We start from the raw sequence: 17,631 nt of genomic DNA, 5'->3' as shown, positions 1-17,631 counted from the left end.
GCAGATGAGTACGACCCGGACCCCTCAGGCCACCCTGGGCGAACTGCCCGAGGACAGCGGCGCGTTCGCCTGGCTGCGCGCGCTCGGACCACGCGGACGGCGCGCCTTCGGTGGCGCGTTCGGCGGCTACGCCCTCGATTCCTACGACTTCTTCACCCTGCCGCTGAGCATGGTGGCCATCTCGGCCTACTTCAGCCTGAACAGCGGCCAGACCGGACTGCTCACCACCGTCACCCTCGTCGTCTCGGCGGTCGGCGGCGTGCTCGCCGGGATCCTCGCCGACAGGATCGGCCGGGTGAAAGCGCTGATGATCACGGTCATCACGTACGCGCTGTTCACCGTCCTCTGCGGCTTCGCCCCCAACTACGAGACGCTGCTGGTGTTCCGCGCCCTCCAGGGAGTCGGCTTCGGCGGCGAGTGGGCCGTGGGCGCGATCCTGGTCGCCGAGTACGCCTCCGCCAAGCACCGCGGGCGAACGCTCGGCGGGATCCAGAGCGCCTGGGCCGCCGGCTGGGCGCTCGCCGTGATCGTCTACACGCTGGTGTTCCACTTCCTCGACGCGGACACCGCGTGGCGCGTGATGTTCTGGACCGGGGCCCTGCCCGCCCTTCTGGTCATCTGGGTCCGCCGCAACGTCCAGGACGCGCCGCACGTCGCCGCGGTGCGCGAAGCGAGCCACGAGCGCGGTTCCTTCTCCGCCATCTTCCGCGGCGGGCTGCTGCGCACGACGCTGTTCGCGGTGCTGCTGTCCACCGGCGTCCAGGGCGGCTACTACACGCTGGCCACCTGGGTGCCGACGTACCTGAAGAACGACCGCGGTCTCACCGTGGTGGGCACGGGCGGCTATCTGACCTTCCTGATATCCGGCGCCTTCCTCGGCTATCTGACGGGCGGGTACCTCACCGACCGGCTCGGCCGGAAGCGCAACATCGTGATCTTCGCCGTGCTCTCGGCGCTGTGCATCGTCGCCTACACCAACATCCCTCCCGGGGCGGACGGACTGCTGCTGGTGCTCGGCTTCCCGCTCGGGTTCTGCATGTCGGCCATCTTCAGCGGGTTCGGTTCGTTCCTCGCCGAGCTGTACCCGACGGCGGTGCGCGGCACCGGGCAGGGGTTCACGTACAACACCGGTCGCGCGGTGGGCGCGTTCTTCCCGACGCTGGTCGGCTTCCTCGCGGACAGCTGGGGCGTGGGCGGTGCGCTGGTCTTCGGCGCGGTGGGGTACGGCATCGCCGTACTGGCCCTGCTCGGACTGCCCGAGACCCGCGGCCGGGAGCTCGCATGACGCACTCCGGAGGAGACACACCACCATGACCCCGGTCTCGATCGACCTCAACGCGGACCTCGGCGAAGGCTTCGGCCGCTGGCGGCTCACGGACGACGAGCAACTCCTGTCGGTCGTCACCAGCGCCAATGTCGCCTGCGGTTTCCACGCCGGTGACGCCGCCACCATGCGGCGGGTGTGCGCGCTCGCGGCCGAACGTGGCGTCCGGATCGGCGCCCAGGTCTCCTACCGTGACCTGGCCGGCTTCGGGCGGCGCTCCATGGACGTCCCCGCCGACGAGCTGGCCGCCGAAGTGGCGTACCAGATCGGTGCCCTGGAGGTGTTCGCCCGCGCCGCGGGAGCGCGCGTGTCGTACGTGAAGCCGCACGGGGCGCTCTACAACCGGGTCGTGCACGACGAGGAGCAGGCGCAGGCCGTGGTGGACGGTGTGCTGCTGGCGGGCGAGCGGCTGCCGCTGCTCGGCCTGCCCGGCTCGCGGCTGCACGAGAGGGCGGAGAGCGCCGGACTCCCGGTCGTCACGGAAGCGTTCGGTGACCGGGCGTACACCGCCGCCGGCACCCTCGTGCCGCGCCGGGAGGAAGGGGCCGTCATCACCGACCCGGAGGCCGTCGTGGAGCGTTCGGTGTCGCTGGCGCGCTCCGGTGTGGTCACCTCCCGGTGCGGTCGGTCGATCGCCGTGCGCGCCCGCTCGCTGTGCCTGCACGGGGACACGCCGGGCGCGGTGGACCTGGCCCGCCGGGTCCGCACCCGGCTGGAGGACGCGGGTGTGCGGGTGGAGGCCTTCGCATGAGGACCCTGACGGTGGGGGAACGGGCCCTGCTCGTGGAGCTCGGCAGCGGTGAGGAGGCGCAGGCGTTCCACGCCGAGCTGCTGCGCCGCCGTGCGTCCGGTGCGCTGCCCGCCGTACGGGAGATCGTGCCGGCGGCCCGGACGGTGCTGCTCGACGGGGTGGAGGACCCCGGGCGCCTCGCCGCGCTGGTCAGCGGGTGGCAGGTGGAACCGCTGCACGCGCGCGCGGAGCCCGTGGTGGACATACCGGTCCGGTACGACGGGCCGGACCTGGCGGTGGTCGCGGCGCTGTGGGGCGTGGAACCCGACGAGGCGGCCCGCATCCATGCGGGGGTGGAGTTCCGGGTGGCGTTCTGCGGGTTCGCGCCCGGCTTCGGCTACCTGACCGGACTGCCCGCGCGGTACGAGGTGCCGCGCCGCTCCACGCCGCGCACGGCCGTCCCCGCGGGCTCGGTCGCGGTGGCGGGCACGTACACGGGCGTCTACCCGCGCTCGTCGCCGGGCGGCTGGCAGTTGATAGGGACGACGGACGCGGTGCTGTGGGACCCGGCGCGCGAGCCGGCCGCGCTGCTGTCGCCGGGGACGCGGGTGCGGTTCGTGCCCGAGGGTCCTGCGGCGCGGAGCGTGGGGCGGCGATGAACGACCGTGCCTTCGCGGTCGTACGGGCCGGGGCGCTGACCACGGTGCAGGACCTCGGGCGGTCCGGCCACGCGCACCTGGGCGTGCCGCGGTCGGGAGCCCTCGATCCGTACGCGAGCCGGCTCGTCAACCGGCTGGTCGGCAACCCGGACGACGCGGCCGTCCTGGAGACCACGGTCAACGGCTGCGCGGTGCGTCCCCGCTGTGCCGTGACGATCGCGGTGGGCGGTGCGCCGTGCCCCGTCACCGTGGACGGCCGGCCGGTGGCCTGGGGAGCCGCGGTGCGCGTTCCGGCGGGCGCCGTGCTCGAAGCGGGAGCGGCGGTGCGGGGCGTGCGCTCCTATCTGGCGTTCGCCGGTGGTGTGGCGGCCGAGCCGGTCCTGGGCAGCCGCTCCACCGACCTGTTGTCGGGCCTCGGCCCGGCACCGCTGCGCGACGGCGCCGTGCTGCCGCTGGGGCCGTCGCCGTGCGCCGCGGCCGGGTTCGATGCGGCGCCCTGGCCCGCTCCCCCGCGGGAGCTGGTCCTGCGGGTACGGCTGGGCCCGCGCCACGACTGGTTCACGGCCGCGGCGCTGCGGACCTTCGCCACGCGCGGGTACCGGGTGTCTCCCGCGAGCAACCGGATCGGGCTGCGCACCGAAGGGCCGGCGCTGGAGCGTGCCGTCCCCGGCGAACTGCCCAGCGAGGGCATGGTGACGGGCGCGGTACAGGTCCCGCCGGACGGCAGGCCGGTGGTGTTCCTGGCGGACCACCCCACGACCGGTGGCTACCCGGTGGTGGCCGTCGTCCGGGGCGGCGACCTGGCGGCGGCGGCGCAGGCGGCACCGGGGACACCGGTGCGGTTCGTGCCCCTGGGGTGAGCCGCGCCTGCGACGGTGCCCGGCTTCCGCCACGAAGTCCGCGGGGCCCCGACCGCCGCGGGCCGGCCGGTACCGGGCGCATTCGGTCACCGCGGGGGCAGCCGGTCACCGCCGGGCCGATCGGTCAACACGGAGGCGGTACGCCTCCGAGCGCGGCCGGTCCACCGCAGGGCCGGTCAGCCGCAGGCGTGACCAGGCCACCACCGAGCCGATTGGCCACCGGGGGCCGGCCGACCGCCGCCGGGCCAACGGCCGCGGGGCACGGCCAGTCGCCGGGCCGATCGACCGCTGGGCACGACCGGTCACCACGGAGCCGGTTGGCCACCGGGGACGGTCAGGTGTCCACGGCCGGATGCCCGAAGCCGCCGCCCCCGGGGGTGGCGACGACCAGGACGTCCCCGGGGCCGACCTCGACCATGTCCACGCCGCCGAGCGGCTCCACGGCACCGTCGGCGCGCTCCACCCTGTTCTCGCCGAGCGCGCCCGGAGCGCCGCCCGCCATGCCGTACGGCGGGACGCGCCGGTGCCCGGTCAGCAGGGCAACGGTCATGGGCTCCAGGAACCGGATGCGGCGGACCACGCCGTTGCCGCCGCGCCACCGGCCGGGGCCGCCGCTGCCCCGCCGTACCGCGAAGGCGTCCACCCGGACCGGGTGGCGCCATTCCAGGACCTCGGGGTCGGTGAGCCGGGAGTTCGTCATGTGCGTCTGGACGGCGTCGGCTCCGTCGAACCCGTCGCCCGCCCCGGAGCCGCTGGCCACGGTCTCGTAGTACTGCACGCGGTCATTGCCGAAGGTGACGTTGTTCATGGTGCCCGAGCCCTCCGCCTGCACGCCGAGCGCGGCGTACAGCGCCCCGGTCACCGCTTGCGACGTCTCGACGTTGCCGGCCACCGTCGCCGCCGGGTGGACGGGCGCCAGCATGGACCCTTCGGGCACTCTTACCTCCAGCGGCTCCAGGCAGCCGCTGTTGAGCGGGATGTCGTCGTCCACGAGCGTCCGGAAGACGTACAGCACCGCCGCCATGACCACGGACGTGGGGGCGTTGGCGTTGCCGGGCTGCTGCGGTGAGGTGCCGGTGAAGTCGATGACCGCGCTGCGGCGTTGCCGGTCGACGCGTACGGCGACCTGGATGACCGCGCCGCCGTCCGTCTCGTAACGGTACGAACCGTCGCGCAGATCGGCGACGATGCGGCGTACGGACTCGGCGGCGTTGTCCCGGACGTGCCGCATGTAGGCGTGGACGACGTCCAGGCCGAACTGGTCGACCATGCGGCCCAGTTCCTCGATGCCCTTCTCGTTGGCGGCGATCTGCGCCCGCAGGTCGGCCAGGTTGGTGCCGGGGTCGCGGGAGGGGTACGGGCCCTCGGTGAGCAGGCGCCGGGTCTCGTCCTCGCGCAGCCGGCCGTCCCGGACGAGCAGCCAGTTGTCGAAGAGGACGCCCTCCTCGTGGACCGTGCGGCTGAAGGCGGGCATGGAGCCGGGCGTGATGCCGCCGATCTCGGCGTGGTGGCCGCGGGAGGCGACCAGGAAGCGCAGGTCTCCGGAGGGTCCGAAGACGGGCGTCACGACGGTCACGTCGGGCAGGTGCGTCCCGCCGTGGTACGGGTCGTTGACGGCGTACACGTCTCCGGGCCGGAGGGCCCCTCGGTTGCGGCGCAGGACCTCCTTGATGGACTCCCCCATCGAGCCGAGGTGGACGGGGATGTGGGGGGCGTTGGCGATGAGGTTGCCGTCGGCGTCGAAGAGGGCGCAGGAGAAGTCGAGCCGTTCCTTGATGTTGACGGAGTGGGCGGTGTTCTCCAGGCGCACGCCCATCTGTTCGGCGATGGCCATGAAGAGGCTGTTGAAGACCTCCAGGAGGACGGGGTCCACGTCCGTGCCCACCGCGGTGCGGCCGGGCCGGGAGCGGGACCGGGTCAGCAGCAGGTGCCCGGTGCCGGTCGCGGACGCCTGCCAGCCGTCGTCGACGACGGTCGTGGCGTCGGGCTCCGCGATGACGGCCGGGCCGGCGACGGTGTCGGAGGGCAGCAGGTCCTCCCGCCGGTACAGCGGGGCGTCCCGTTGTTTCCCGGCGACGGTCATCCCGACCGTGGCGTGCCGCTCCGGTGCGCCGTCGCGGGGTGCCTGTGCGGCGCCGGCCGGCCCGTGGGGGCCCGCCGTGCCGACCGCCTCCACCGAGACCGCCTCGACGACCAGGGGCTTGTCCGTGGTGAAGGCGTACCGCGCGCGGTGGGCCGCCTCGAAGGCCGACCTCATGTCCTGCGCGGAGCCGAGCGGGACCGGCAGGCTCGCGTCGGTCCCGGCGTACCGCAGGAGCACGCGCGCGCGGGTGCTGATCGCGTGGTCCGGCAGGCCCTCGGCGCGCAGTTCCCCGCTCGTCCGCCGGGCGAGTGCGTCGCACGCCTCGCGCACCCGCGCGCAGGTGCCCTCGTCGAGCTCCGCCTCGATGGAGCGTTCCCGCATGGCGGAGGCGTCGGCGAGGCCGATGCCGTACGCGGACAGCACTCCGGCCAGCGGAGGGACCAGGACCGTGTCGATGCCGAGGGCGTCGGCGACCGCGCAGGCGTGCTGGCCGCCCGCGCCGCCGAAGCTGGTGAGGGCGTACCGCGTGATGTCGTGGCCGCGTTGTACGGAGATCTTCTTGACGGCGTTCGCCATGTTGAGGACGGCGATCTCCAGGAAGCCGGCCGCGACGTCCTCCGGGGTGGGGGTGGTGCCGGTGTGGCGCCGTACCGTCGCGGCGAGTCGGGTGAACCGCTCGCGGACCACTTCGGCGTCGAGCGGCTGGTCCCCGTCCGGGCCGAAGACCGCCGGGAAGTGGGCGGGCTGCACCCGGCCGAGCATCACGTTGGCGTCGGTCACCGTCAGCGGGCCGCCGCGCCGGTAGCAGGCCGGTCCGGGGACCGCGCCGGCGGAGTCGGGGCCGACCCGGTAGCGGCGGCCGTCGAAGTGGAGGACCGAGCCGCCGCCCGCCGCGACGGTGTGGATGTTCATCATGGGCGCCCGCATGCGCACCCCCGCCACCTCGGTGCCGAGCTCCCGCTCGAACTCACCCGCGTAGTGCGACACGTCGGTGGAGGTGCCGCCCATGTCGAAGCCGATGACCCGGTCGAAGCCCGCCTGCCGGGAGGTGCGGGCCATGCCGACGACGCCGCCCGCCGGGCCCGACAGCACGGCGTCCTTGCCGCGGAAGTGCGCGGCCTCCCGCAGCCCGCCGTTGGACTGCATGAACATCAGCCGCACGCCGGCGAGTTCGGTGGCGACCTCGTCGACGTACCGCCGCAGGATCGGCGACAGGTACGCGTCGACGACCGTGGTGTCACCGCGCGGCACGAGCCGGATGAGCGGACTGACCTCGTGCGAGCAGCTGATCTGCGTGAAGCCCGCCTCCCGCGCCGCCTCGGCGACCCGCACCTCGTGGCCGGGGTGGCGGTAGCCGTGCAGGAGCACCACGGCGGCGCTGCGCAGGCCGTCCGCGCGGGCGGCCCGAAGGTGTGCGCGCACGGCGGCCGGGTCGAGCGGACGGACGACCTCGCCGCGGGCGTCGAGGCGTTCGGGCACCTCGATCACGCGGTCGTACACCGTCTCGGGGAGCAGGATGCGGCGGTCGAAGAGGCGCGGCCGGTTCTGGTAGGCGATGCGCAGGGCGTCGCGGAACCCCTCGGTGATGAGCAGGACGGTCGGTTCCCCCCGGCGCTCCAGCAGGGCGTTGGTGGCGACCGTCGTGCCCATCCTGACGGAGTGGATACGGTCCGCGGGCACGGGTTCGCCGGGGCCGGTCCCGAGCAGCAGCCGGATCCCGGCGACGGCGGCGTCGCGGTAGCGCTCCGGGTCGTGGGAGAGCAGTTTGCGGGTGAGCAGGCTCCCGTCGGGGCGGCGGGCCACGATGTCGGTGAAGGTGCCGCCCCGGTCGATCCAGAACTCCCAGAGCCCGTTCACTCCCCCATTCTGGCGCCGGGAGGGCTCCCGGGCGCGGGGACGGGGAGCCGGTCGCCCGGTACCCCCGCGCGCCCCGTCCCGCGCGTTCCTCACCTCCGGCCCCGGACCCGTCGCCCCGTATCCGTCGCCCCGTGGCGCGCTTCCACACCCCGCGCGCTCCGCGGCCCGGGGGCCGGGGCGCCCGCGCGGCGCCCGCCGGCCGGACCGGCCGAACCAGGCGCGGCCGCCGGTCACCGCCCGGAAGCCGGTCGTGGCGGCGGGGGCCGTCGCGGCGCCGCGACGAGCCGGGGCGGCCGGCTCCGGAAGATCAGACCGCGGGCATGTCGGGGCCGATCCGGCTGCGGACGGCCGTCTGCACCTCGTCCTCCTCGGCCGGGTCGGCGGCGAGGCGGCGCAGCCGCTCGGCGACGCGTACGTCACCGGTCTCGGCGTGCAGGGCGGCGATCTCCCGGGTGGTCTCCTCGCAGTCCCACAGGCACTCGACGGCGAAGCCGGTGGCGAAGGAGGGGTCGGTCGCGGCGAGGGCGCGGGCGGTGCGCCCGCGCAGCTGGGAGGCCGCGGTCTCCCGGTAGACGTGACGCAGGACGGGCGCCGCGCAGGCGATGCCGAGCCGGCCGGTCCCGTCGACGAGCGGGTAGAGCGAGGGCGCGTCGGGGCCCTCGGCCCGTACGGCCTCGCGCAGGGCTCCCAGCACCAGGCCGGCGTCCTGGGCGCCGCCCCGGCAGGCGAGCACGCCGGCCGCCGAGGCGCCGAGCGCGTCCGGCCGGTGCACCCAGCCGCGGGCACGGTCGACGGCCGCCTCGCCGCACATCCGCTCGAAGGCGGCGACGGCGGCCTCGGCGACGGTGCGGGAGCCGGCGGCAGCGGCCGCCTCGATCAGGTCCAGGACTGCGGGGTCCTGCACCTCGGCGAGGTAGTGGAGGGCCGCGCAGCGGGCGCCGTCGGATCCGCTGCGGGCGGCTTCGAGGATCAGGGGCCGGTCCTCGGGGCCGGCGACGGCGTTCAGGCAGCGGGCGGCCGGCACATGGAGCACGGCGCCCCGGTCCAGGCCCTCCTGGGCCCAGTCGAAGACCGCTCGCACGCTCCAGCCGGGGCGGGGCCCGCTGGGGCGCATCTGGCGCTGCCAGCGGTCGAAGCAGCCGCGCTCCTGAGCGGCGCGGACCCGGGCGCCGACGGCGTCCCGCCGGTCCTCGGCCCACAGCCGCCACGGACGGGGCTCGAAGGCATCGCGTACGGCGACGGCGAGCTCGGCGTCGCCCGCCGGGGTGGCCGGGAAGCGGGCGAGCACGGGCACGGCCAGGGTGCGCAGCGCGGAGTCGTCGTCGCGCAGGGCGAGCTCGTCGAGGGCCCAGGCCCAGTTGGCTCCGGTGGCGGCGTACCTGCGCAGCAGCGCGAGGGCGTCCTCGCGGCCGTACGAGGCGAGGTGGCCGAGTACGGCGAGGGCGAGCCCGGTGCGTGACTCGTCCGTGTCGAGGTGGTCCTCGGCGCAGAAGAGGTGGGCCTCGATGGCGTCGAGCGCGCCGTGCAGATCCAGGTACAGGCGTGCGTAGTAGAGGGAGCGGTTCTCGACCTGCCAGTCCTGGCGGGGGTCGTGGAGAACGCAGTGGTCGAGGGCGGCGAGGGCCTCGGTGCGCGGCGCGGCGAGCGCGTGCAGCGTGCCGTCGCCGCGGCCCCTCTGCAGCAGGCCGAGCAAGGTGCCGCTCGGCGCTATGACTGGATCGAACATGGAAAATGCCTCACATCAAGCTGTCGACGCAACCCCGGGATCCCGGGGACCGGTGGGTGCCTAGGCCGCGCAGCAACATGTGGAGCCGCCCGTCGTCTTCCGCTTGGTGTCGACCATCTTCCTCTGCCTCTCGTCGGTGGCCTCCTGCAGGCCCGACGTCATGATGACCCAGCCATTTCGCCACCGCGACCACATTTACCGTGCCGCTCCCACCTGGAGTTCAGTGCCCGTTCACCGGGACTCGAACAGCTCCAGGAGGTGTGCCTTCCCGAACATCCTCGCGGTATCCACGGCGGACGGAGTGCCTGCCTCCGGATCCGCGCCGTGGGCCAGGAGGGCGCGGACGATGTCGTCCTCACCCTTGAAGACCGCTCCGGCGATCGGGGTCTGGCCCCGGTCGTTGACGCGGTTGGGGTCGGCGCCGCGCTCCAGCAGGACGGTCACCGCGTCCGCGTTGCCGTGGTAGGCGGCGAGCATCACCAGGCAGTCGCCCTTGTCGTTGGTGAGGTTCGCGGGCACACCGGCGTCCACGTACGCGGCGAGTGCGTCCGCGTCACCGTGGCGCGCCAGGTCGAACACCTTGGACGCCAGCTCGATCACCTCGGGGTCCGGGGTCTCACTCATCGGACGGACCGCCTTTCACCTTGTTGACCCGGGCCGCGCCGGCCGCGCTGACCTGCAGGGACCCGGGAGGGCCGGTACGCACGGCGAGGGCCGCCGTGCGAGTGAACCGACAGGGTACTGCCCGTGCCGGGGCATGACCCGGCCCCTCGGTGGCAAAGATCACCCGGACCGCGTCGGCCGAGGGTCGCGGGCACGCGCCTGCGCGTCACATCGGGGTGCGGCGGGAATCCGGCATCCGCCATTCAAGTGAAAACTCAGCTTATTCACCCGATTGCACCTTTTGCCGCATAGATACTTGCTGTGAGGCTGGAAGTACTCAAGGTGATTGTCCCCTCACCCAGGAGAAACTCATGATCCTGTCCATCTCCGGCGTGGTCCTGCTCGGCATCATCGTCTTCCTCTTCTTCAAGAAGGACGGGCTCAAGGCCTCCCACGCCCTCGTCTGCGCCCTCTTCGGGTTCTACCTCGCGGGCACCGCCATCGCCCCGAGCATCACGGCGGGCGGCGCGAGCCTCGCGAGCCTGTTGGGCGGGATCAAGTTCTGACGCCGCCCGCGACCCCTCTTCCACCCCCACAGGAGTACGACGTGGCCCGGCGACCGCTCCCCCGCATCCCGATTCCCCGCGTTCTCAGCAGCGGCAGCGACCGGATCGCGCGGAGCCGGGAGATCGCGCGCACGGCCGCCGAAGGCGCCTCGGACGTGCTCCATCCGCTGATCACGGTCACCCGCGGTCTGCGGAGGCTGGCCGCTGCAGGTCGCGCGAAGTGGGCCGCGACCCCCAAGGAACGGCGCGGTCCCGCGCTGTTCCTTGCCGCGGCCTGCGTCGTGGTCGTCGCCCTCCTCCCGTACGGCCCGCTCCTCGCCCTGATCTCCCTGATGGGCGCGGCGGCGTGGCACGGACGGGAACGCCCGGTCGTCAGGACCGGGCCCGACGAGGCGGAGACCGAGCGGCTCAAGGCGCTGTACGAGGCCCTGGTGCCGCACTTCTCGGTGCCCGAGGACCCCGCTCCGCTCTTCTTCCACGGCGGGGAGTGGGGCAAGGTCTTCAGCGACTTCGCGTTCGACGGCGACGGCCGGCCGGTGCGGCTGAGGATCGCGTACCCGGCGTACTTCCCGGACGGGGAGGCGGCCTCCAGGGCCCGCGTCGAGCGGCTGCTGCACGCCAAGTCGGGGCGCGGCCGCGAGTACCTCTTCGACTGGGACGAGGAGGGCAACCAGCTGCTGATGCGGGTGCTGCCCGCGCTGCCGACCTCCATCGCGGCGCAGCGGTTCGTGACCGCGCCGGGCGAGACGGTGCTCGGCTTCACGGACGACGACGCCGTGCAGCGGACCATGCCGGTGTGGGAGGGGGACGAACGGCGTGACGCCCCGCCGGTCGTCTGGCGGACGGGCCCGCGCTCGACGGAACCCCACCTGCTGGTCGTCGGCCAGCCCGGCAGCGGCACCACCTCGCTGCTGCGCTCGATCGCGCTCCAGGCGCTGGAGCACGGCGACATCCTGATCGTGGAGGGCAGCGGCACCGGGGAGTACGCCTCCCTGACCGGGCGCTCCGGTGTGCTGGGCGTCGAGTGCGGTGCGGCCGGTGCGCTCACCAGCCTGGAGTGGGCGGCGCACGAGACGGAACGGCGGCTGATCGCGGCGAACCGCGCCCGGCAGGCGGGCCGGCCCGTGCCCGGCGACACCAAGCGGCCGCTGTGGATCCTCATGGACCGGCCCGGTGTCCTCGCGCAGCTCGCGGCGGCCGACGGCCGGCCCGACCCCCAGGACCTGCTCCAGGTGCCGCTGCGGCACGGCAGGGCGGCGCACGTGACGGTCGTCGTGGCCGAGCAGTTCGACGGCGCCGAGACGCTGAGCGAGGCGGTCCGCACGCACACGCGCGCGCGGGTCGTCCTCGGGCCCGCCACCCGCGACGAGGCGGAGGCGGTCCTCGGCAGGGCGCCGCACACGACGCCCGTCCCCGGCGTGCCGCCCGGCCGCGGCTACGCCCGGCTCGGCACGGGGCCGGTGCTCAGGCTCCAGGTGCCGGCGACGCCGGACCCGTACGACGAGGCGACGTCGGACGCACACCGGCAGGCGGTCCTGGAACTGCTCCCGGAGCACCGGACGGCGGCCGACGCGCTGGAGATGGACCGCATCGCCGGCCGGCGCCACGAAACGACGGGGTGACCGGGTCCCACCCACCGGCGGCCGCCGAAGCGCCCGTTCGCACCCCCGCAGGCCAGGTCACGGACGGACGCGGCGACTCGGCGGCCGTGCTCCGCGCGCGGCCGGCCCACGCCACGAACGGACGCGGCGACATCACGGCCGTACCCACGCGCGGCCGGCGGCCGTCACGCCACGAACGTGCGCGGCGTCTCCGCGGGGATGCCCCCCGTGGCACCCGACTCCACCAGGCGGGCCGCCGCGGCGAGGCGGGCCGCCGCCTCGTCGGCGACCGGGCCGCCGACCGTGAACGGCAGCCGTACGTAGCCCTCGAAGGCTCCGTCCACACCGAAGCGCGGTCCCGACGGCACCCGCACGCCCACGCGCTCGCCCGCCTCGGCGAGGCGGGAGCCGGACAGGCCGCCGGTGCGGACCCACAGGGTGAGCCCGCCGAGGGGGACGTCGAACTCCCAGCCGGGGAGCTCCCTGCGGACCGCCTCGACCAGCGCGTCCCGGTTCTCGCGCGCCTGCGTGCGCCGCAGGGCGACCGCCTCCTCCCAGCCGCCGGTGCTCATCAGCCAGGTGACGGCCAGCTGCTCCAGGACCGGCGTCCCGAGGTCGGCGTACGCGCGGGCGGCGACCAGGGAGCGGATGACGTCGGGCGCGGCGCGGACCCACCCGATGCGCATCCCGGCCCAGAAGGCCTTGCTGGCGGAGCCGACCGTGAGCACGGTGCTGCCGGCCGGGTCGAAGGCGCAGACGGGCCGGGGCATCTCCAGCCCGTCCTCCAGGTGCAGCTCCGTCATGGTCTCGTCGACGACGAGCACGGTCCCGGCGGAACGGGCGGCGTCCACCAGCTGGCGCCGCTGGTCCTCGTCGGCGAGCGCGCCCGTCGGGTTGTGGAAGTCCGCGACCACGTAGGCCAGCCGGGGCCCGGCGTCCCGGAACACCTGCCGCCAGCGGGGCAGGTCCCAGCCGGCCAGCCCCTCGGCCATCGCGACGGGCACGAGCCGGGCGCCGGCCTCCCGCATGAGCTGGAGGATGTTGGCGTACGAGGGCGACTCGACGGCGATCCGTTCGCCGCGACCGGCGAACAGGTGGCAGATGGCGTCGATCGCGCCCATCGCGCCGGTCGTGACCATGATCTGCTCGGGCATCGTCGGGATGCCCCGCGCGGTGTAGCGGTCGGCGAGCATCTGCCGCAGCGCGGGCAGCCCGGCCGGGTAGTCGCCATGCGTGTGGGCGTACGGCGGGAGCTCCACGAGGGCGCCCTGGACGGCCCGGGTCAGCCAGGGCTCGGGCGCCGGGAGGGAGGCGCAGCCCAGGTCGATCATGGATCCGAGGGACTCGGGCGGCAGGGGTTCGAGGCCCCGGGCGGGCAGCGGGTTGCCCGCGGGGACGGCTGTCCAGCTCCCGGCGCCGCGCCGGGACTCCAGGAAGCCCTCGGCACGCAGCGCCTCGTACGCGGCCGCGACCGTGGTGCGGCTGACGGACAGGGACAGGGCCAGTTCGCGCTCGGCGGGCAGACGCGCCGCGACGGGCACGCGGCCCTCCAGGACCAGCAGCCGGATGCCGTCGGCGAGCGCGCGGTAGGCGGGCGGCTTACGGGTGCCCGGGCCGGCCGGCCGCGGCTGCTGGGCGTTCAGCTGCCGGGCCAGTTGGGCGGCGCCCACCGCGGAAGTCCATTCAGTCATGGAATTCAGTCCACCTTCCTCGAATTGGACCTGGTTGGCGTCCAAAGCCATGCCACAGGGTGACATGAGCCAGTCCACACCACCACTTCGGGGGGCACAACCCATGTCGACGACATCCGGCACACCGGAGCCCGTCATCCGTCCTGTCACCGCCGCCGCCACCGTGGCCGGCGCGACGCCCCGCCATCTCACGCGCAGGCTGGTCCAGCTCTACCTGGGCCTCGCCCTCTACGGCATCAGCTCGGCGCTGCTCGTCCGCAGCGGACTCGGCCTGGAGCCGTGGAACGTCCTGCACCAGGGGCTGGCCGAGCGGACCGGTCTGAGCATGGGTGTCGTGCTGACCATCGTGGGCGCCGCCGTGCTCCTGCTCTGGATACCGCTGCGCCAGAGGCCCGGCCTGGGCACCGTCTCCAACGTCCTGGTCATCGGTTTCGCGATGGACGCCACCCTGTGGTCCGTCCCGGACGTGCGCGGCGCGGCCGCCCAGGTCTCCCTGATGGCCGGCGGGATCGTGCTCAACGGCGTGGCCACCGGCCTCTACATCGCCGCCCGCTTCGGCCCCGGCCCGCGCGACGGTCTGATGACGGGCCTGCACCGGCTCACCGGCCGCTCCCTCCGCCTGATCCGCACCACCATCGAGCTCACGGTGGTCCTCACCGGGTTCCTGCTGGGCGGCTCCCTGGGGATCGGGACGGTGCTGTACGCCCTGGCGATCGGCCCGCTCGCCCAGTTCTTCCTGCGGGTCTTCACCGTCCCGGGCGCTCCGGCCGGGCCGGCCGGCAGCACCGTGGTTGCCTCCGGCAAGCCCGAGCAGGCGATACTGCGGCGGTGACTCGCGTTCGCCACCCGTATCTCGACCACCCGTCCCTCATACCCTTCGCCCACCGCGGCGGGGCGGCGGACGGGCTGGAGAACACCGCGACGGCCTTCCGGAGGGCCGCCGCGGCCGGCTACCGCTACTTCGAGACCGATGTGCACACCACCGCCGACGGGCGGCTCGTCGCCTTCCACGACGCGACGCTGGACCGTGTGACGGACGCCCGCGGCCGGATCGGCGACCTGCCCTGGAGCGAGGTCCGGGAAGCCCGCGTGGCCGGCAAGGAGCCGCTGCCGCTCTTCGAGGACCTGCTGGAGGAGTTCCCCGAGGCCCGCTGGAACGTGGACATCAAGGCCGAGTCCGCCCTCGAACCGCTGGTGGAGCTGGTCCGCAGGACGGACTCCTGGGACCGGGTGTGCGTCGGCTCCTTCAACGAGGGCCGGGTGACCCGGGCGCTGCGGCTGGCGGGACCGCGCCTGGCCACCTCGTACGGCGTGGCAGGGGTCCTGGCGCTGCGGCTGCGCTCGTACGGGATTCCGGCGGCGCTGCGCCGCGGGGCGGTGGCGGCCCAGGTGCCCGAGACCCAGAACGGGGTGCGGGTGGTGGACCGCCGTTTCATCCGGGCCGCGCACGAGCGGGGGCTCCAGGTCCACGTCTGGACGGTGAACGATCCGGAGCGGATGGCCGCTCTTGCCGACATGGGGGTGGATGGCATCATGACCGATCATCTGGAGACGCTGCGTACGGTGCTGACCGACCGGGGAGTGTGGGTCTGAGGTTCCCGCCGTGCCGTCGCCTCGCCACGGGGACGAACAAGGGGGGCGCGCGATGACCGCCGAGACCGCCGGCCAGGACGCCCGGAAGCCCGGCCACGACCGCAGACGTGAGCAGCGGGGCTGGTACTTCTACGACTTCGCGTGCTCGGTCTACTCGACCAGCGTGCTGACCGTCTTCATCGGCCCGTACCTCACCTCGGTCGCCCGGGCGGCCGCCGACGCCGAGGGCTTCGTCCACCCGCTCGGCATCCCGGTCCGCGCCGGCTCGGTCTTCGCGTACGCGGTGTCCCTGTCGGTCGTCCTGGCCGTCCTGGTGATGCCGCTGGCGGGCGCGGTGGCGGACCGCACGGGCCGCAAGAAGCCGCTGCTGGCGACCGCCGCGTACCTGGGGGCGGCCGCGACGGCGGGACTGTTCTTCCTGGAGGGGGATCGCTATCTGCTGGGCGCGTTCCTGCTGATCGTGGCGAACGCCTCCCTGGCGGTGTCCATGGCGCTGTACAACGCCTACCTGCCGCAGATCGCGGAGCCGGAGGAACGCGACGGGGTCTCCTCGCGCGGCTGGGCCTTCGGCTACACCTCCGGGGCCCTGGTCCTCGTGCTCGACCTCGTCCTGTACACGGGCCACGACTCCTTCGGGGTGTCGGAGCCGGAGGCGGTGCGGATCTGCCTGGCGTCGGCCGGCCTGTGGTGGGGCGCCTTCACGCTCGTACCGCTGCGCAGGCTGCGGGACCGGCGGGTGGCACCGGACGGCGAGGGCGCGGTCGGGTCGGGGTGGCGCCAGCTGTGGGCGACCCTGGCGGACATGCGCCGGCACCCGCTGACGCTGTCCTTCCTGCTGGCGTATCTCATCTACAACGACGGCGTGCAGACGGTGATCTCCCAGGCGTCGGTGTACGGCTCGGAGGAGCTCGGCCTCGACCAGACGACGCTGATCACCGCGGTGCTGCTGGTGCAGGTGCTGGCGGTGGCCGGGGCCCTGGGGATGGGGCGGCTGGCGCGTTCCTACGGGGCCAAGCGCACGATCCTCGGGTCGCTGGCCGTATGGACGCTGATCCTCGCGGGCGGGTACTTCCTGCCGGCCGGCGCGCCGGTCTGGTTCTTCGTGCTGGCCGCGGCGATCGGGCTCGTGCTCGGCGGGAGCCAGGCCCTGTCGCGGTCCCTCTTCTCCCATCTGGTGCCGCGTGGCAAGGAGGCCGAGTACTTTTCGGCCTACGAGATGAGCGACCGGGGTCTGAGCTGGCTGGGGCCGCTCGTGTTCGGGCTGGCGTACCAGCTGACGGGCAGCTACCGGGACGCCATCGTGTCCCTGGTGGTCTTCTTCGCGCTGGGTTTCGTGCTGCTGGCGCGGGTGCCGGTGCGCCGCGCGGTGGCCGCCGCGGGAAACCCCGTACCGGACCGGATTTAGACGCGGCCGTCAAAGGCCGGTAGTGTACGCCTTTGGCCTGCCAGGCGGACCGTTACTGCGCGCCGGAGAAATGACGACGCGGGGTGACATCTTCTGTCAGATGTGACAAACCGGGCACTGGTGGGTACAAAAAGGGGCGGCACGACGGGCGACGCATGACCCGCAACGGGAATCTTTACCGCCGACCGGACGTTGACCGGATGACGACGACAGCGACACCTGTCCTGTGGGCGACAAGCCCGGGAGGCACGATTCATGAGTGAGCGAGCTCTTCGCGGCACGCGCCTCGTGGTGACCAGCTACGAGACCGACCGCGGCATCGATCTGGCCCCGCGCCAGGCGGTGGAGTACGCATGCGAGAAGGGGCATCGTTTCGAGATGCCCTTCTCGGTCGAGGCGGAGATTCCGCCGGAGTGGGAGTGCAAGGTCTGCGGAAGCCAGGCACTCCTGGTGGACGGGGACGGCCCCGAGGAGAAGAAGGGCAAGCCGGCGCGTACGCACTGGGACATGCTTATGGAGCGGCGCACTCGCGAAGAGCTGGAGGAAGTGCTGGCCGAAAGGCTGGCGGTCCTGCGGTCCGGCGCCATGAACATCGCCGTGCACCCGCGCGACAGCCGGAAGTCCGCCTGATCGCGGATACCGCGACCAGCACGGAACACACAAGAGCCGCGGGGGGGGGGGGGGGGGGGGGGGGGGGGGGGGGGGGGGGGGGGCCGGGGGCGCGGGGGGGGGGGGGGGGGGGGGGGGGGGGGGGGGGGGGGGGGGGGGGGGGGGGGCGCGGGGGCGCGGGGCCCGGGGGGGGGGGGGGCCGCGCCCGGGGGGGCGGGCCCCCGGGGGGTTCTGGGGGGGGGGGGGGGGGCCGTCGGGGCCCCGGCTGCGGAACGGCACGTACCGGCTGTGGAACACCGATCCGCGCGGCGGTTTCGACCCCGG

14 protein-coding genes are annotated in these 17,631 nt (G+C 74.1%); 10 read left to right on the top strand and 4 right to left on the bottom strand.

Going from position 1 to position 17,631, the window contains the following annotated elements; genetic code table 11:
• The first annotated feature begins 4 nt into the window (after nucleotides 1-4).
• The 4 genes from ACIA79_RS32825 to ACIA79_RS32810 are packed head-to-tail and all read left to right on the top strand — an operon-like array spanning nucleotide 5 to nucleotide 3,573.
• A complete protein-coding gene (locus ACIA79_RS32825) occupies nucleotides 5-1,285 on the top strand; it encodes an MFS transporter (protein WP_399432074.1) in 1,281 nt (426 codons plus the stop codon).
• Nucleotides 1,286-1,310: 25 nt separating this feature from the next.
• Complete coding sequence (locus tag ACIA79_RS32820) at nucleotides 1,311-2,075, top strand: LamB/YcsF family protein (protein ID WP_399432073.1); 765 nt, start codon at nucleotides 1,311-1,313, stop codon at nucleotides 2,073-2,075.
• Complete coding sequence (locus tag ACIA79_RS32815; RefSeq protein ID WP_399432072.1) at nucleotides 2,072-2,713, top strand: allophanate hydrolase subunit 1; 642 nt, start codon at nucleotides 2,072-2,074, stop codon at nucleotides 2,711-2,713. Before ACIA79_RS32820 ends, ACIA79_RS32815 begins: the two co-directional genes overlap by 4 nt.
• Nucleotides 2,710-3,573, top strand: coding sequence for a biotin-dependent carboxyltransferase family protein (locus ACIA79_RS32810; RefSeq protein ID WP_399432071.1), 864 nt, complete (start codon nucleotides 2,710-2,712; stop codon nucleotides 3,571-3,573). The genes ACIA79_RS32815 and ACIA79_RS32810 overlap by 4 nt, the downstream gene beginning before the upstream one ends.
• A gap of 334 nt (nucleotides 3,574-3,907) precedes the next feature.
• Here ACIA79_RS32810 and ACIA79_RS32805 read toward each other — a convergent pair whose 3' ends face one another.
• The 3 genes from ACIA79_RS32805 to ACIA79_RS32795 all read right to left on the bottom strand — a co-directional run bounded on the left by ACIA79_RS32805 (nucleotide 3,908) and on the right by ACIA79_RS32795 (nucleotide 9,863).
• On the bottom strand, nucleotides 3,908-7,513 hold the full coding sequence (locus tag ACIA79_RS32805; protein WP_399432070.1) for a hydantoinase B/oxoprolinase family protein: 3,606 nt from the start codon (nucleotides 7,511-7,513) through the stop codon (nucleotides 3,908-3,910).
• Nucleotides 7,514-7,820: 307 nt separating this feature from the next.
• Complete coding sequence (locus ACIA79_RS32800; RefSeq protein ID WP_399432069.1) at nucleotides 7,821-9,239, bottom strand: HEAT repeat domain-containing protein; 1,419 nt, start codon at nucleotides 9,237-9,239, stop codon at nucleotides 7,821-7,823.
• A 231-nt stretch (nucleotides 9,240-9,470) separates the two neighbouring features.
• Entirely contained in the window at nucleotides 9,471-9,863 is a 393-nt protein-coding gene (locus ACIA79_RS32795) for an ankyrin repeat domain-containing protein (protein ID WP_399432068.1), read from the bottom strand.
• A gap of 350 nt (nucleotides 9,864-10,213) precedes the next feature.
• Here ACIA79_RS32795 and ACIA79_RS32790 point away from each other — a divergent pair, with 350 nt between their 5' ends.
• The gene (locus tag ACIA79_RS32790; protein WP_017949565.1) at nucleotides 10,214-10,408 is read left to right on the top strand and encodes a hypothetical protein; all 195 of its coding nucleotides are present in this window, start codon (nucleotides 10,214-10,216) and stop codon (nucleotides 10,406-10,408) included.
• 41 nt (nucleotides 10,409-10,449) lie between these two features.
• Nucleotides 10,450-12,030 carry a hypothetical protein gene (locus ACIA79_RS32785; RefSeq protein ID WP_399432067.1) on the top strand — a complete coding sequence of 527 codons (1,581 nt, stop codon included), beginning with the start codon at nucleotides 10,450-10,452 and terminating at the stop codon, nucleotides 12,028-12,030.
• Between the two features lie 164 nt (nucleotides 12,031-12,194).
• On the opposite strand, the gene ACIA79_RS32780 is transcribed toward ACIA79_RS32785, so the two are convergent.
• Nucleotides 12,195-13,700: a PLP-dependent aminotransferase family protein gene (locus tag ACIA79_RS32780; RefSeq protein ID WP_399432066.1), complete on the bottom strand. Its 1,506-nt coding sequence runs from the start codon at nucleotides 13,698-13,700 to the stop codon at nucleotides 12,195-12,197.
• Between the two features lie 103 nt (nucleotides 13,701-13,803).
• On the opposite strand from ACIA79_RS32780, the gene ACIA79_RS32775 reads away from it, so the two are divergent.
• The 4 genes from ACIA79_RS32775 to ACIA79_RS32760 all read left to right on the top strand — a co-directional run bounded on the left by ACIA79_RS32775 (nucleotide 13,804) and on the right by ACIA79_RS32760 (nucleotide 17,328).
• Complete coding sequence (locus ACIA79_RS32775; protein WP_399432065.1) at nucleotides 13,804-14,532, top strand: YitT family protein; 729 nt, start codon at nucleotides 13,804-13,806, stop codon at nucleotides 14,530-14,532.
• Nucleotides 14,529-15,293 (top strand): glycerophosphodiester phosphodiesterase, encoded by a 765-nt coding sequence (locus tag ACIA79_RS32770; RefSeq protein WP_399432064.1) that lies wholly within the window; start codon nucleotides 14,529-14,531, stop codon nucleotides 15,291-15,293. The genes ACIA79_RS32775 and ACIA79_RS32770 overlap by 4 nt, the downstream gene beginning before the upstream one ends.
• 52 nt (nucleotides 15,294-15,345) lie before the next feature.
• On the top strand, nucleotides 15,346-16,698 hold the full coding sequence (locus ACIA79_RS32765; RefSeq protein WP_399432063.1) for an MFS transporter: 1,353 nt from the start codon (nucleotides 15,346-15,348) through the stop codon (nucleotides 16,696-16,698).
• Between the two features lie 255 nt (nucleotides 16,699-16,953).
• Nucleotides 16,954-17,328 (top strand): RNA polymerase-binding protein RbpA, encoded by a 375-nt coding sequence (locus ACIA79_RS32760; RefSeq protein ID WP_026278069.1) that lies wholly within the window; start codon nucleotides 16,954-16,956, stop codon nucleotides 17,326-17,328.
• Nucleotides 17,329-17,631 lie beyond the last annotated feature (303 nt).

The sequence above is a fragment of the Streptomyces sp. NPDC051310 genome, from assembly GCF_044455245.1.
Lineage (GTDB): Bacteria > Actinomycetota > Actinomycetes > Streptomycetales > Streptomycetaceae > Streptomyces.
Note: the sequence above shows the minus strand (reverse complement) of the source record. Positions and strands in the feature narration are given on the sequence as shown.

Bases quoted from the DNA above. Each gene is read 5' to 3' on its own strand.
- ACIA79_RS32775 (WP_399432065.1), top strand. From the start codon at position 13,804: ATGTCGACGACATCCGGCACACCGGAGCCCGTCATCCGTCCTGTCACC.
- ACIA79_RS32810 (WP_399432071.1), top strand. From the start codon at position 2,710: ATGAACGACCGTGCCTTCGCGGTCGTACGGGCCGGGGCGCTGACCACG.
- ACIA79_RS32795 (WP_399432068.1), bottom strand. From the start codon at position 9,863: ATGAGTGAGACCCCGGACCCCGAGGTGATCGAGCTGGCGTCCAAGGTG.
- ACIA79_RS32820 (WP_399432073.1), top strand. From the start codon at position 1,311: ATGACCCCGGTCTCGATCGACCTCAACGCGGACCTCGGCGAAGGCTTC.
- ACIA79_RS32780 (WP_399432066.1), bottom strand. From the start codon at position 13,700: ATGACTGAATGGACTTCCGCGGTGGGCGCCGCCCAACTGGCCCGGCAG.
- ACIA79_RS32765 (WP_399432063.1), top strand. From the start codon at position 15,346: ATGACCGCCGAGACCGCCGGCCAGGACGCCCGGAAGCCCGGCCACGAC.
- ACIA79_RS32800 (WP_399432069.1), bottom strand. From the start codon at position 9,239: ATGTTCGATCCAGTCATAGCGCCGAGCGGCACCTTGCTCGGCCTGCTG.
- ACIA79_RS32790 (WP_017949565.1), top strand. From the start codon at position 10,214: ATGATCCTGTCCATCTCCGGCGTGGTCCTGCTCGGCATCATCGTCTTC.
- ACIA79_RS32760 (WP_026278069.1), top strand. From the start codon at position 16,954: ATGAGTGAGCGAGCTCTTCGCGGCACGCGCCTCGTGGTGACCAGCTAC.
- ACIA79_RS32815 (WP_399432072.1), top strand. From the start codon at position 2,072: ATGAGGACCCTGACGGTGGGGGAACGGGCCCTGCTCGTGGAGCTCGGC.
- ACIA79_RS32825 (WP_399432074.1), top strand. From the start codon at position 5: ATGAGTACGACCCGGACCCCTCAGGCCACCCTGGGCGAACTGCCCGAG.